This window comes from Escherichia sp. WS3063 (assembly GCF_046486595.1).
GTDB lineage: Bacteria > Pseudomonadota > Gammaproteobacteria > Enterobacterales > Enterobacteriaceae > Escherichia > Escherichia coli.
On the sequence record NZ_JBJQKY010000007.1, the window covers coordinates 139,755 to 155,678 of the forward strand.

8 protein-coding genes are annotated in these 15,924 nt (G+C 53.7%); 4 read left to right on the forward strand and 4 right to left on the reverse strand.

The genetic code is table 11. From position 1 onward, the window contains the following. Nucleotides 1-47: 47 nt before the first annotated feature. Genes ACJHYW_RS09640 through ACJHYW_RS09650 form a run of 3 tightly spaced genes read left to right on the forward strand, consistent with a single transcriptional unit; the run spans nucleotide 48 to nucleotide 1,646 of the window. A complete protein-coding gene (locus tag ACJHYW_RS09640; RefSeq protein ID WP_001228937.1) occupies nucleotides 48-347 on the forward strand; it encodes a PerC family transcriptional regulator in 300 nt (99 codons plus the stop codon). Beyond that, complete coding sequence (locus ACJHYW_RS09645; protein ID WP_023152120.1) at nucleotides 340-990, forward strand: MT-A70 family methyltransferase; 651 nt, start codon at nucleotides 340-342, stop codon at nucleotides 988-990. The genes ACJHYW_RS09640 and ACJHYW_RS09645 overlap by 8 nt, the downstream gene beginning before the upstream one ends. Continuing rightward, a complete protein-coding gene (locus ACJHYW_RS09650; protein WP_001055436.1) occupies nucleotides 987-1,646 on the forward strand; it encodes a serine/threonine protein phosphatase in 660 nt (219 codons plus the stop codon). The genes ACJHYW_RS09645 and ACJHYW_RS09650 overlap by 4 nt, the downstream gene beginning before the upstream one ends. Nucleotides 1,647-1,648: 2 nt before the next feature. Here the strand turns inward: ACJHYW_RS09650 and ACJHYW_RS09655 are convergent, their stop codons facing one another. The 3 genes from ACJHYW_RS09655 to guaB all read right to left on the reverse strand — a co-directional run bounded on the left by ACJHYW_RS09655 (nucleotide 1,649) and on the right by guaB (nucleotide 6,210). Then, complete coding sequence (locus tag ACJHYW_RS09655) at nucleotides 1,649-2,905, reverse strand: tyrosine-type recombinase/integrase (protein ID WP_410233357.1); 1,257 nt, start codon at nucleotides 2,903-2,905, stop codon at nucleotides 1,649-1,651. 192 nt (nucleotides 2,906-3,097) lie between these two features. After that, on the reverse strand, nucleotides 3,098-4,675 hold the full coding sequence (gene guaA, locus ACJHYW_RS09660; protein ID WP_000138270.1) for a glutamine-hydrolyzing GMP synthase: 1,578 nt from the start codon (nucleotides 4,673-4,675) through the stop codon (nucleotides 3,098-3,100). Nucleotides 4,676-4,743: 68 nt separating this feature from the next. Next, entirely contained in the window at nucleotides 4,744-6,210 is a 1,467-nt protein-coding gene (gene guaB / locus ACJHYW_RS09665) for an IMP dehydrogenase (protein ID WP_001299507.1), read from the reverse strand. A gap of 161 nt (nucleotides 6,211-6,371) precedes the next feature. Here guaB and xseA point away from each other — a divergent pair, with 161 nt between their 5' ends. Further along, nucleotides 6,372-7,739 carry an exodeoxyribonuclease VII large subunit gene (xseA, locus tag ACJHYW_RS09670; protein ID WP_000937903.1) on the forward strand — a complete coding sequence of 456 codons (1,368 nt, stop codon included), beginning with the start codon at nucleotides 6,372-6,374 and terminating at the stop codon, nucleotides 7,737-7,739. Nucleotides 7,740-7,792: 53 nt separating this feature from the next. Here xseA and ACJHYW_RS09675 read toward each other — a convergent pair whose 3' ends face one another. Then, nucleotides 7,793-15,868, reverse strand: coding sequence for an adhesion domain-containing protein (locus tag ACJHYW_RS09675; protein WP_000109692.1), 8,076 nt, complete (start codon nucleotides 15,866-15,868; stop codon nucleotides 7,793-7,795). Nucleotides 15,869-15,924: the final 56 nt, after the last annotated feature.

Sequence of the window (15,924 nt, forward strand, 5' to 3'; positions counted from 1 at the left end):
GCATGGCTTTATCTGCTGGCATTAATTTTCAGAGAGGGTTGGATTAAGTGAGAAAGTTAAGCCGACTTGAAAAATATCACATGAACAAGGTTTCAATGCGCAGCCCTTCAAAGGTTGTTGCCGTTACTCCTGCAGCGATAGAGATCGAAAAACGCGCAATTGAAAGAGAGAAAAAAGGGCAGTTCCGCATTGCCGCCCACCTTTGGCTTCAGTGTATGGATGTTGCTTCTGGTGATGTTGAGCGTGCAAGGATCGCGGTTCGCAGGGACCAATGTATCACAAAAGGTAACGGCCTTCGCCGTGGCGACTATAGCGGCATAGGATGTTGTGGGGTGGTTTATGACTAAGAAATACACACTAATCTATGCAGATCCACCCTGGGTATACCGGGACAAAGCAGCAGATGGTAATCGCGGTGCCGGTTTTAAATATCCGGTTATGAGTGTGCTGGATATCTGCCGCCTTCCTGTGTGGGATTTGGCCGATGAAAACTGTCTGTTGGCCATGTGGTGGGTGCCAACACAACCACTCGAAGCACTAAAAGTTGTTGAAGCCTGGGGATTCCGTCTGATGACCATGAAGGGCTTCACGTGGATAAAATGTGGTAGTCGACAACCAGATAAACTGGTTATGGGTATGGGACACATGACTCGCGCCAATAGTGAAGATTGCCTGTTTGCAGTAAAGGGAAAACTACCTCCACGCATTAATGCAGGGATCGTTCAGTCATTTACCGCACCGCGGCTTGAGCATTCAAGAAAACCAGATGTCGTTCGTGAAAAACTTGTGCAATTGTTAGGCGATGTTTCTCGCATTGAACTGTTCGCCCGCCAGACGTCTCATGGCTTCGATGTTTGGGGTAATCAGTGCGAAGACCCGGCAGTGCAACTACACCCTGGATACGCGTTGGATATTGGCGGATTAACAAATGCATTCAGCAATGCTCCGCTGTCACCAACAGACAACCAGGGGCGGGAGCGTGCAGCATGAACCTATATCAACGCATCAATGGCGCTGACTGGTGCAATATCTTCGTCGTCGGCGATCTGCATGGGTGCTACACGCTGCTGATGAACGAACTCGACAAAGTTTCATTCGACCCGGCGCGCGATTTGCTTATTTCCGTTGGTGACCTTGTTGACCGCGGCGCTGAAAACGTCGAATGCCTGGATTTGATTACTATGCCGTGGTTCCGAGCTGTTCGTGGCAACCATGAGCAGATGATGCTGGATGCACTGGTCAACGGCGGAAGTTTCGGACATTGGATGTCAAACGGCGGTGGATGGTGGCACCAACTTGATTCTGAGCAGGATGTGCAACTCAAATACCTTCTGCCAAAGGTTACCAACCTCCCGATGATTATCGAACTGGTTACCGGCAATAAGAAGGTCGTCATCTGCCACGCAGACTACCCGCACAACGAATACGCATTCGATAAGCCAGTACCGGAAGAAATGGTGATATGGAATCGTGAGCGGGTTAGCGACGCGCAGGACGGTATTGTCTCGGAGATAACCGGTGCCGATTTGTTCATCTTCGGTCATACGCCAGCACATCACCCACTGGTGTATGCAAACCAAATGTACATCGACACCGGCGCAGTGTTCTGCGGAAATCTGACGCTTACCAAAGTCCAGGAAGGATAGAATTATTTATTACTGTCTTCCATCCACTTCTCAAACTTCGACGGGGAGAACGGAATCAGATCCGTATGCTCCCCGTCAATCCAGGAATCAATCATATCTGCCCACTGCTGCAACATGTAGGCGCGCTGTCTGGCGTATTCCGCTTTGTTATATACGGCGCGCACACCTTTCTGATCATGTGCCAGAGCCTTTTCAATCCAGTCTGAAGGATAACCAGCCTCATGCAACAACGTACTGGCTGTACGGCGCATATCGTGTACGGTGAAGTCCTGAATATGCTCACCATCTTCATTTATTATTTTCACCGTTCTGTCGATCAGAGAGTTCAACGCGGCATTAGATAATGGCTTACGGAAATTGTAACGACCAGGAACCAGGTATTCACTTCCACCAGCGCACATCTGCAACCCGACCAATATATCCTGTGCCTGTTTAGGCAGGTAAATAACGTGCGCCCGGCTTCCTTTCATGCGGTCTGAAGGAATTGTCCATGTCCATTTTTTAAAATCTATTTCATCCCACGTTGCATTGGTGAATTCGCCTTTACGAACCATAGTGATAAGCACCAACTTTAAGGCCATTTTCATAGTGCCCATAGCACCAATGGCATCCAGCGTGCGGAAGAACAGGCCAATTTCTTCTGGCGTCAGTGTTCGCTCTCGTGGTTTAAATATGGCGATAGACGAAGGTTTAATGTCAGCCGCAGGATTAAACAAACCATGACCACGGTCATTGGCGTGACGGTATACGCTGCTGATGATCTCCCTGGCCTGCACTGCTGTTGCCCGACCACCGCGTTCGACAATGCGGTCACACAAATCACGAACCATCGATGTGGTAATTTCAGCCATCATTTTGTTGCCAAGAACCGGAAGTATGTCACGGTCGATCACCGCCTGCTTCATTGCGCGGGTACTGTCAGCCAGGATGACGTGTTTCATATAACTGTCGGTATGTACCGCAAACGTCTCGGCACCACGAATCTTTTTGATACCGTCACGTTTAGCCGCAGCCGGCGACTGGCCTGCTTTAAGCAGCTTCTTTGCAGCAATCAGTTCTTCTCGCGCTTCTGCCAGGCTGATACCGTCACGCCCATACTGCCCGATTACCAGTGTTTCGCGGCGACCGTTGATACGGTAGTCATAACGAAACGAGACCGTGCCTGACGTAAGCACAGCTACATACAGCCCGTCACGATCGGAGACCTTGTACAGTTTTTCCTGCGGCTTGAGGTTTTTTAATTTTGTATCGGTAAGCACAATTCACCCGTATAGAAACCATTTTCATGACGGTATGAGAGTATACCTTTAAGGTAATACCGTCACCTGTACCGCCGAAAAATATGGTGTAGAGTGAATAGAAATGAATACATAAAAACAAAAACCCTCTGTAAAAACAGAGGGTTGAGTTAGTATATGAATAGGAATGATTTGCTATGAGTTAGCTGTTAATCATTCCCACTCAATGGTAGCTGGCGGCTTGCCGCTGATGTCATACACCACGCGGGAAATACCGTTCACTTCATTGATAATGCGGTTGGAAACGCGACCGAGGAAATCGTACGGCAGATGCGCCCAGTGTGCGGTCATAAAGTCGATGGTTTCGACAGCACGCAGAGAGACAACCCAGTCATACTTACGACCATCGCCCATTACGCCAACGGAACGTACCGGCAGGAAGACGGTGAACGCCTGGCTGACTTTGTCGTACAGGTCCGCTTTACGCAGTTCTTCAATGAAGATGGCGTCAGCACGGCGCAGCAGGTCACAATACTCTTTCTTCACTTCACCCAGAACACGAACGCCAAGGCCTGGTCCCGGGAACGGGTGACGGTACAGCATGTCGTACGGCAGGCCCAGCTCCAGACCAATCTTACGCACTTCGTCTTTGAACAGCTCTTTCAGCGGTTCAACCAGGCCCATCTTCATCTCTTTCGGCAGGCCGCCCACGTTGTGGTGAGATTTGATGACATGTGCTTTACCGGTTGCAGAAGCAGCAGATTCGATAACGTCAGGGTAGATAGTACCCTGTGCCAGCCACTTCACGTCTTCCAGTTTCAGCGCTTCTTCATCGAATACTTCAACGAAAACGCGACCGATGATTTTACGTTTTGCTTCCGGATCGTTTTCGCCAGCCAGCGCTGACAGGAAGCGATCTTCTGCCGGTACGTGAACAATGTTCAGACCAAAGTGATCGCCAAACATATCCAGAACCTGCTCTGCTTCGTTGAGACGCAGCAGGCCGTTGTCGACGAATACGCAAGTCAGGTTTTTACCGATAGCGCGGTGCAGCAGCATTGCAGTCACGGAGGAATCCACGCCACCAGAGAGGCCGAGGATCACTTTATCGTCGCCTACCTGCTCACGGATACGGGCTACAGCATCGTCGATAATTTTCGCCGGCGTCCACAGGGCTTCACACTGGCAGATATCTCGCACAAAGCGCTCCAGCATGCGCATACCCTGGCGGGTGTGAGTCACTTCCGGGTGGAACTGTACGCCATAGAAGCGTTTTTCTTCGTTAGCCATAATGGCAAACGGGCAGCTTTCGGTGCTGGCTACGGTGATGAAGTCGGACGGGATAGCGGTAACTTTATCGCCGTGGCTCATCCAGACATCGAGCAGAGGTTTACCGTCTGCTGTCAGAGCATCTTCGATACCGCGAACCAGTGCGCTGTCGTTTACGACTTCAACCTGCGCATAGCCAAATTCACGTTCGTTAGAGGCTTCAACATGACCACCCAACTGCATTGCCATGGTCTGCATACCATAGCAAACGCCGAATACCGGTACGCCTGCTTCAAAGACATACTGCGGCGCACGCGGGCTGTTTTCTTCGGTGGTGCTTTCCGGGCCGCCGGAAAGAATAATGCCGCTTGGATTGAAGTCACGAATTTGTGCTTCTGTCACATCCCACGCCCACAGTTCGCAGTAAACACCCAGTTCACGCACGCGGCGCGCAACCAGTTGGGTGTACTGAGAACCGAAGTCCAGAATGAGGATGCGATGCTTATGAATGTTTTCCGTCATTGACGCTTATTCCGAGGCAAGTGAAACAGATAATATAAATCGCCCGACATGAAGTCGGGCGAAGAGAATCAGGAGCCCAGACGGTAGTTCGGGGACTCTTTAGTAATGGTCACGTCGTGAACGTGGCTTTCCTGAATGCCCGCACCGCTGATACGTACAAACTCCGCTTTAGTACGCAGTTCGTCGATAGTACCACAGCCGGTCAGGCCCATACAGGAGCGCAGGCCGCCCATCTGCTGGTGAATGATCTCTTTCAGGCGACCTTTATAGGCCACGCGACCTTCGATACCTTCCGGCACCAGTTTGTCGGCAGCGTTGTCGCTCTGGAAGTAACGGTCAGAAGAACCTTTGGACATCGCGCCCAGAGAGCCCATCCCACGGTAAGACTTGTAAGAACGGCCCTGGTAGAGCTCGATTTCACCAGGGGATTCTTCAGTACCCGCCAGCATGGAACCTACCATCACCGCGCTTGCACCAGCAGCGATAGCTTTGGCGATATCGCCAGAGAAACGAATACCACCGTCAGCGATAACCGGAATCCCGGTGCCTTCCAGGGCTTCTACTGCGTCAGCAACGGCGGTGATCTGCGGAACACCTACGCCAGTCACGATACGCGTCGTACAGATAGAGCCAGGGCCGATACCGACTTTAACCGCGCTGCAACCAGCTTCTGCCAGAGCGCGTGCCCCCGCAGCTGTTGCCACGTTGCCGCCGATGATTTGCAGATCCGGATATTTAGCACGAGTTTCACGGATACGCTGCAGAACGCCTTCAGAGTGACCGTGAGAGGAGTCGATCAGCAGAACGTCAACGCCTGCGGCAACCAGCGCGTCGACACGCTCTTCGTTACCAGCGCCAGCGCCAACCGCTGCACCAACACGCAGACGGCCTTGCTCGTCTTTACAGGCGTTCGGTTTACGTTCCGCTTTCTGGAAGTCTTTCACGGTGATCATGCCGATCAGGTGGAATTCGTCATCAACCACCAGCGCCTTTTCAACGCGTTTTTCGTGCATTTTTGCCAGCACCACTTCACGGGCTTCGCCTTCACGCACGGTTACCAGACGCTCTTTCGGCGTCATGTAAACGCTAACCGGTTGATTCAGATCGGTCACAAAACGCACGTCACGACCGGTGATGATGCCGACCAGTTCGTTTTCTTCGGTAACCACCGGGTAGCCCGCAAAGCCGTTACGCTCGGTCAGTTCTTTCACTTCACGCAGGGTGGTTGTCGGCAGCACGGTCTGCGGATCAGTTACCACGCCAGATTCGTGTTTTTTCACACGGCGAACTTCTTCTGCCTGGCGTTCAATGGACATGTTTTTGTGGATAAAGCCGATACCGCCTTCCTGAGCCAGAGCAATAGCCAGGCGCGCTTCCGTTACGGTATCCATTGCTGCGGAAAGCATAGGGATATTCAGACGAATAGTTTTCGTCAGCTGGGTGCTGAGGTCAGCAGTATTCGGCAGAACGGTAGAATGAGCAGGAACGAGGAGAACGTCGTCAAACGTCAGAGCTTCTTTAGCGATACGTAGCATGGGCAATATCTCGACCAGAGTGGTTAATAAATATTGCCGCGGCATTATACAGAGCGTAACCGATTGCATCTACCCCTTTTTGCAAAAAATGCTTGCTATCCCCGGAGGGCGGGTTACTATCGACTGAATAACCTGCTGATTTAGAATTTGATCTCGCTCACATGTTACCTTCTCAATCCCCTGCAATTTTTACCGTTAGTCGCCTGAATCAAACGGTTCGTCTGCTGCTTGAGCATGAGATGGGACAGGTGTGGATCAGCGGCGAAATCTCTAATTTCACACAACCAGCTTCCGGTCACTGGTATTTTACGCTCAAAGACGACACCGCCCAGGTGCGCTGTGCGATGTTCCGCAACAGCAACCGTCGGGTGACCTTTCGCCCGCAGCACGGACAACAAGTTTTAGTGCGCGCCAATATTACACTCTATGAACCGCGCGGCGATTATCAGATTATCGTCGAGAGTATGCAGCCTGCCGGTGAAGGGTTGCTGCAACAGAAGTACGAACAGCTTAAAGCGAAGTTGCAGGCTGAAGGTTTGTTCGATCTGCAATACAAAAATTCACTCCCCTCCCCTGCGCATTGCGTTGGTGTGATCACCTCAAAAACCGGTGCTGCGCTACATGATATTTTGCATGTGTTAAAACGTCGCGATCCTTCTCTGCCAGTGATTATTTATCCCACCGCCGTACAGGGGGATGACGCGCCAGGGCAAATTGTTCGCGCCATTGAACTGGCGAATCAGCGTAACGAATGTGATGTGCTGATCGTCGGGCGCGGCGGCGGTTCGCTGGAAGATTTGTGGAGTTTTAACGACGAACGTGTAGCGCGGGCGATCTTTGCCAGTCGCATTCCGGTGGTCAGCGCCGTCGGGCATGAGACGGATGTGACGATTGCCGACTTTGTTGCTGATCTGCGTGCGCCAACGCCGTCTGCCGCCGCTGAAGTAGTGAGCCGCAATCAGCAAGAATTACTGCGCCAGGTGCAATCGGCCCGTCAACGGCTGGAGATGGCGATGGATTATTATCTCGCCAACCGCACGCGTCGTTTTACGCAGATCCATCATCGCTTGCAGCAGCAGCATCCACAGCTCCGGCTGGCACGCCAACAAACCATGCTTGAACGCCTGCAAAAACGGATGAGCTTTGCGCTGGAAAATCAGCTTAAGCGTGCCGGGCAACAGCAGCAGCGATTAACACAGCGGCTGAATCAGCAAAATCCACAGCCGAAGATTCATCGCGCGCAAACGCGCATTCAGCAACTGGAATATCGTTTAGCAGAAACCCTGCGCGCACAGCTTAGCGCCACGCGTGAACGTTTCGGTAATGCAGTAACGCATCTCGAAGCGGTGAGTCCGCTGTCCACACTCGCTCGCGGTTATAGCGTTACCAGCGCCGCTGATGGCGCGGTGTTAAAACAGGTTAAGCAGGTGAAAGTGGGTGAGACACTGACCACTCGCCTGGGCGATGGCGTAGTGATCAGTGAAGTGAGTGCGGTGACGAAAAGCCGCAAGCCACGTAAAAAAGCCTGATAGCGCGTTGCGTATCAGGCTTTCAGAACCTCATATTGACAAGGTGGATAAGGTTATTGGAAACAGGTTGCAAACCCCGGCGTTTTCGCAGGCTGAATGCCACAGTTGAGACTGCCAGAGCCTTCATCAACACCACAATAGAACGACCCAGCCTTATCAGTAGATAAATACGGGAAGCTTATCGAGGACGGCCATCCCAATGTGCTAAAGCCGGAGTGTAATGTTTGTAATTCGGCACTGCTCGGCACGTTATTCATACTGCCGCACTGCTGCGCGACATCCCATTTAGAGGAATCCATAACATGCGCCAGCGCCCAGGTTTCATTATTCACATCAGGCGAGGCTGCTGCGGTAGCGCCTGACGGCAACTCCGATTTTAATAGCGGGCGATGCAACGTCTTGCCGCTTACCGTGGCGGTATCCGCCATATGACCCCAGAAATACGCCGTAGCGACATTCGGGCTGGTCGGCACGGTGAAAATCGTGTCCAGCGTCGCCGTTATGGTGGCGTTATCCGTCAGCGTCACCGTCAACGGCGTTTTATATCCTGGCGTATTATCCTGACGAACGGTAAAGCTTGCCGTACCGTCCGCTCCCGTGACTCCGTCGATGGTATTTCCACTGTCAGCCAACGTGACTGCCGCACCGGATGAAGGTTGCACAGTCAAATCGTCCATCGCATCCACATCGCCATACAGCGTCGCCCCGCTGTTACGCGGCACGGCCTCACCGCGTTTTAGGATAAAAGCGATATTCGGCACCGGCTTCCCGGCGCTGTCTTTTACGGTAACGACAATGGGCGCGGCGTCGCCTTTTTTCACCGTCGCCGCCTGTGTGGCGTCATCCAGCGCCGTTGATGTCAGCGTGACGCTGGAAACGCTCGCACGCGGGTTAACCAGGCAGGCCTGATGAGCGGGATTATATTGGCCTCTCGAACCATTTACCAGGCTGACGGCCTGCGGATTACTGCCCCCTTCCCAGTTATCCACCGCCCACCATGCATACTGCGTAGGCCAGCCAATTTGCGCGGTAATCGTGTTTCCTGGATAACGTGTATAGAGCGCCTCTAAATCACCGCTCAATGGCCGGCGCGCTTCCTCACAAGGGCTGTAACTGCTGTCTGCTCTCTGCGTTGGGTTAAACACGGGCCAGGCTTCATTGCTATTCGTTATCTGACTTACCCCGGATGTCGACGGCAGCTCTTTCCACAGTTTAGGGCGCTCAAAGACAGCACCGTTTTCCGCCGTGACGGTATCCGGCATATGGCCCCAGTAAGTTGCTAATGCGGCATCCGGGCTGGTGAGGACGGTAAAAATCAGATCCAGAGTAGATACCTTTGCCGTGTCACGGGCCAGGATGGCGTTAAAGGGGATTGCCAGGCCGACAGTATCAGGCTGTTCAACATTGAATGTCGCCGTACCATCGCTACCGGTGAAACCAAGCCATTGTGTACCATTTGAAACCAGCGGGAATGTCGCCGACACGGGCGTCAGTTCCGTTAACTTTATTTCATTCGCTGGCGTCCCCACGATTGTTCCTGAACGGCTCAACGCTGAATCACGTTTGAGCGTCACCGCTTCGCCCGCCAACGGGTTGCCATCACGATCTTTTACCGTTACCACAATCGGTATTGAGTTACCTTTTTTCGCTGACGCGCTGGGACGGCCGCCATTGCTGGTGGTTCTGGCGTCATCCTGTGCGGATGACGTCAATGTTACGCTGACGCCGGCCGGATGCGGCTGTGCCAGGCAAAGCATCAACGCACTGGTTGTCCCCTTCTGCGTAATGGTTCCGTCTTTCAGGCTGATGAGTTGATAAGTCCACGACGTTCCACTCAGCATGACCATATCATAGGCCCACCAGTTACCTGCATATACGGGTAACCCCAGGTCGGTCATTAGCGTGCCGTTCGGGTGATCGCTATACAAATCCAACAGCTCATTACTACGCGGTTGATTTTCAAGCGGGCAATCTGTCGATGTTAAATTTTGCGCGTTGCTCATATATGACCAAACTTCGCCGTTAGAGCTGATCGATGAGCCTGAGCTGGTTTCGGCTTTCAGCAGTGGTCGTTTGAAGGTGACGCCCGCCGAACTGGTAAAGGTGTCCGGCATGTGCCCCCAGAATTTCGCACTCGGTGAGTCCGGGCTGGTAATCACCGTATAGATAACATCCAGCGTGGCGGCTTTCGTCGTATCACGCGCCAGCGTTACGGTTAACGGCGTCGCCAGTCCGGTCGTCGTATTCTGACTCACCTCAAAAGTCGCTTTGCCATCGCTATCCGTCGTGCCGATCAGTTTTGCTCCACTTGTCGTCAACACACCATTTGTATTTGCCGGTACCAATGCCGTCACGGAAAGGTCGCCCGCACTCGAGTTAGCAGGTGCTTTCGAGCGATCCAGCGTCGTTTCACGCGTGAGGGTAAACTCAGCGTATGGCACCGGATTCCCGGTACTATCACGCACGGTTACCGTCAGCGGAATCGTCTCGCCTTTCTTCGCTACGGCGCTCGGTCGACCACCATTGCTGGCTGATTTTGCTGCGTCCTGCGCCGTTGAGGTGAGCGTTATTGTGGCCGCTTCCGTATGTGGTTTTACCAGACACATCACTACCGCTGTATAGCTGGACGATGCCTGCATCAACTGACCATTAACAGGTGAAAATGCCTGATTAGACCAGTTGCCAGAAACCATCATCATGTCGTAGGCCCACCAATACCCGGCAGACGTCGGCAAGCCGAGCACCGATCCTAACTGGCCGTTAGGGTAATCTGCATACAACCCCTGCATGTCATTCACCAGCGGTTGATACGCCACATCACACCCGGCCTTGCTGGCATCCGCTTTCTCAGTCGCTGTCAGGCGCGACCAGACTTCATTATTGACCGTTATGGCCGTACCGCCAGAGAGTTCGGCTTTGAGGAAAGGCCGCTTGAAGGTAACGCCTTCGCTGCTGGTAAAGGTTTCCGCCATATGGCCCCAGTTGGCCGCCAGCGGTGTATCCGGGCTGGTGATGACGGTAAAGATCACCGGCAAGGTGTCCGACGACACGCCGGTATCGTTCAACAGGGCATAAAAGTCGGTTCTTAACCCGGTGGACGCATCCTGTCGGAGCGTCATCGTGGTGGTTCCGTCTGGCCCGGTTACGCCATACAGGGTGGTCGTTGCACTGGTATCCACCGTCGTACCCGCCTCCGTCGTGACCGACACTTTCTGCGATGACGACACATTTTGACGATTGATCGAGTTCGCGTGTTTCAGGGCAAACGGCGTATTGCCGACGAAATTTCCCTGCGCATCTTTAGTCGAAATGCGGATCGGCACGCTATCGCCTTTCTGCACTTTGACAGCGCTAAGCGTGCTGTCAATGCTGACAAATTGCGCAGGCTCCGCGGCCTCCAGCGTAATCTGGCTGGCAGCCGTCAACGGCGTTGTGCGGCAGGTTTGCAGTACACCCGTGTTCGTCGTGATTTGCGAGGCTGCGCCAGAGTCCAGTTGCACCACATTGTAGTAACGGCTCCCCGTTTGCGTGTCACTTGGGGTATTGGTGAGATAGGTCGCTTTTACCGGCCATCCCTGTACCGTACTCATTGCATTACCACTATTAGCGTCATACAACGCTTGCAGGCCTGCCAACGTTGGCATATACGCAACGCCGCAGCCGCTTACAGAAGGATCTGTCGACTGATTCCAGGTGAATCGTACCCAGCTTTCCCCGTTCTCTGAACTGATTTGTCGCCCGCCAGTGTTGGCCAGCTCTGCCAGCAACAGTGGGCGTTTATAGACTGAACCATCGGAGGCCGCCACCGTTTCAGCCATATGTCCCCAAAAATTCGCTTTTGGCGAATCCGGGCTGGTCACGACGGTAAAGACCACCGGTAGCGTTGCCTTGACGCTGCTGGACGTATCCAGTTTTGCCGTGAGATCGGTTCTTAACCCGGTACTGTTATCCTGTTTCAGGGTCAATGTCGTTGACCCATCAGCACCGGTCACGCCGTAAATGGTTTCACTTGTCGACTGGAAATTATTTCGCGTATTGCCCCAGGCATCCGTCACCGTCAACGAGCCCACGCTCATCGTCGCTGATGCATTAGCCCGACTCACGCTGTTGGCACGCGTCAGGATAAATGCCGTATTGCCCACCAGGTTGCCTTGCGCATCTTTGGTGGTGACGCGCACCACGGATTCTTCGCCTTTTTTCGCTTTTACCACGTTATAGGTGGTATCCAGCGTCGCCGGATCTGCCGCTTCCAGCAGAATTTGGCTCACCGTGGTTACCGGCGTGGTCTGGCAGGTCAGCAGTTGCAGCGCCGTTGATGACACTGCCGCACTCGTGCCATTGCTGAGATCGACCGCCTTGTAGTTACGCTGCTCCATGCTGCCATTGTCGGACGTGTTGGACAAATAGCGCGTTGCCACCGGCCAGCCCTGCACGGTTTTCATGGTGTTGCCCGCATTATTAGCAAACAGCGACGTCAGACCGGCCTGAGTCGGAATATAGTTGGTTCCACAGCCACTATACGTCGTGGAAGAACTCGCATAATTAATGTTAAACAACGCCCAGTTTTCGTTGTCTTCAAGCGTTGATGTTCGCCCAGTCTGACTGGCCAGTTCCTTCATCAACCGCGGGCGTTTAAAGACCGTACCGTCCTCAGCCGTCACCGTTTCCGGCATATGCCCCCACATTTTCGCCTGGCTGCTATCCGGGCTGGTGACCACCGTAAAGATTGTGTCGATGCTGGATTTTTTCGTCGCATCAGAGTAAAGCGTTGCCGTCAGCGCCGTTTTGGTGCCGTGGGTATCCGGGCGGGTAATATTAAGGATTTTGCTGCCGTCACTGCCGGTCATGGCGGTATACACCGTTGCGGTGTCATTCAACGTTGTTTCATCGGCCAGCCCGCCATTGACCACCACCGGCGCCACCAGCGCATCGCCGCTACCGGCAATATGTTTTTCGCCGCTACGGGTATAGCCATCACCGCGACTGAGGGTAAATGGCATATCCGCTAACGCGTTGCCCTGTGCATCTTTTACCGTCACCTTAACCTGTAGCGTTTCGCCTTTTTTCAGCGTTGCCGCGTTATTCCCGGCATTCCATTGCGCTTTATCAACCACCTCCAGCGTAATGCTGCTGGCAGGCTTGTTCGCCGTCGTCAGGCAACTGACGTAAACCGGCGTATTGCCGCCGATAGCTTGTGCGCCGTTATCCAGGGCAATGGTGTAATTGTGCGGCGTTACATCCGCGGGGGAACTGCTCCAGTAGGGCTGACGCTGCGTCGGCCAGCCGTGTGTGGTTTGCACCGCATTACCGTTATTAGCGTCATAGAGCGCACTGAGCTGGGAGCGGCGCGGCAGCATATTGGTTCCGCAACCGCCTTTACTGGTAATGGCCGTACTGGCCTGGCTAACGCGCGCCCAGACTTCGTTTTTTTCCGTTAGTGTGCCATCCGGACTGGCAATTTCTGCTGCCAGCTTAGGCCGGGTAAAGGTTAATGAATCAACAGTAATCGTTTCATCCATATGGCCCCACATCTGCGCGCCAATAACGTCCGGGCTGGTTGGGGTGGTGAAAATAACGCTGTAATTAACGGTATTCGGCAGGTAGGAATTTACCGGCGTTACGCCCAGCACCGTTCTTAGCCCGACGCCCTGCGGTTGCTCAATCTCTACCGTCGCCACGCCTTGTGCATCTGTCGTACCCGTATAAACCATCGACGGCTGCGATGTGCCGTATTGCGTGCCATTCATCGTGATTGCGCCGCTGCTCGGGTCATCAAACCCGCTCACCAGCCCCGCTCGGTTATACCCCATGCCTTTAGTGATGGTGAAGGCAGTAAAGGGAACGGGGGTATTATTGAGCGCGTTAATCGTACGCACGGTCATCACGATGGTGTCCCCCACTTTGGCCTGCGCTTTGGTGCCAGGGGTGACATCGTGATCGGTGCTCACTTCAACCTTCGCTACCATCTCATTGCCCGAACAGGAGAGATAATTCTGCTTAAAGCCGGAGTAGCTGTCGACGCTCCCGTTCGCCAGATTCACCGATGAATGCGTTTCTTGCTCCACCGCGCTTAGGTAGCTCTGTTGTGCGGTGGGCCAGCCATACTCAGTGCCAATCGCGTTACCGGGATGGGCGGAGAACAGGCTTTCCAGTGAGCTCTGGCGCGGTATATGACCCACTCCGCATTCCGCCTGCATACTGGTGTTTTGATCGTACAGCGCCCAGTCTTCGTTATTTTCCCGCACCGATCCCAGTTCATGCTCGGTTTCATCCGCCAGTAATGGGCGTTTATACAGACTGCCGGACTCAATAATGCCGCGCATATGGCCCCACATCCGCGCTTTGTCGCTGTCCGGGCTAGTGATCACGGTAAAAATCACATCTTTGGCATCTGTGGCGTTAAAATCGCTGCGCATTCTTGCCGTGATATGGGTTTTAACGCCCGCGCCGCCGGGCTGGCTCAGGGTTAGCGAAGCCTGACCGTTGACATCGGTCATGCCTTCATAGGTGTGAGCATCAACCTGTTGTAAATTCGAGCCACCAGCAATCTGTACCGGATGGGTTTCCCAGGCAGGATCGGTTTGATTTTTGCGGTTAACGCCGTCATCCAGATGCAGCGAGAAGTAGTAATACGCCAGCGGTTGATCGTTGTTTTTATTGTCGGTGATCGTCAGACGCATCGTGGCGTCCTCACCCACCTTCGCTTTCATCGCCTGTGCCGTATCATCATAGTTTTCTGGCGTAAGGACGATTTTCGGTTCGACGTCAGGCGCGGGTTTGTCCACGCAGCTTACAAGAAACGTGGTGCTATCCGGCTTTTGCGCTTCAGCACGGTTAGAGACATCCGCTGCATGGTGCTGCCCGGTAGTGCCCACCAGCGATGTCCAGTAATAATCATCCTGCATCGGCCAGCCAAGGACAGTCTGTACCGTGGTGGGAATAACGGTCGCCAGTGCGCCGAAATGGCGCATGCCCGGCAGCACGGTGCAATGGCTGTCTGCCCCGCTCCAGGTGAAAGTGGACCAGGTTTCGTTGTGATCGACGACCGTGGCATTTTCATTGCTGACTTCCGCCGCCAGTTTTGGCCTGCTGAACGTGTAGCCGTGTGCCTCAACCGTTTCCGCCATATGGCCCCACATCGTGGCCTGCGCCACGTCCGGGCTGGTAAGTACGGTAAAAATCACCGCCGTTTCGCTGGTTTGCGCAATGCCGGAAATACTCGCCACCAGCGGCGTTTTGACGCCGGGGCCGTTAGGTTGGGTCACCGTGATGGTTGCCGTACCGTTGGCATCCGATGTGCCACGATACTCGGTTGCCGTCGTCGTTAACTCGGTACTCCCCAGCACCACCGGCGCGGTATTATTCACCGCGCCCTGACGGTTTTGGGCATCTTTACGCTTGATAATAAACGGAATATTACCCGCGACGTTACCCTGACAATCTTTGGTGGTGACGGTCAGCGTGATAGTCCCGCCAACGGTGGTTTTTGCCGCCGCGATCGTTTCGTTATAACCACTGGCGCTCACCGAGATTAAATCGCCCTGCGCGGGCGCGATATTCAGCGTCACTTTCTGGTCAGCCAGCGCCACCGTCCCCTCATAGGGATAACCGGTCGAGGTCAGCAGATAAAGCAGTGGAATGGTCTGCTGTGTATCTATCTGCGGCCAGGCCACCAGCGAACGCCCGGCCAGCCCTTGAGCACAAAAGCTGCGGTTGGCGATGGGCTGCGGGTTGAGCGGCGTATCCGGCGTAGCGGCATCGGCCCACACCAGACTGACGGTCGGCGGCGTCTGGTTTTCCCAGCGCAGCGCAGGTGGTGTGGAAAACTGGTCGCCTTCACTGTCCTGAGGATTAGCGACTATCAGGTTAGCAGCGTCATCGTCAACGCTAAATTCATTCGGTTTAGCAGAAAACGCCACATCATGAGATGCAGCAGGATCAAGCTGAACGCTTCCCTGATAAACGGGTACGCTAGCGCTATCGGCAATAGGAACTGTACCGTTAAACTCGCCTGTAGAACCAGGATATGTCTGCCATTCCACTCCTGCCCGTGCAAAGTCAGACAGCATAAAGGCTGCCAACATGCCCAGAAGCACAATGATTTTTCCTGGTTTCAGACATACCGACATGTAGAAAACTCCAGCATGATAAACAAAACGTCAACCCGTTTTGCTTAACGCGTCGC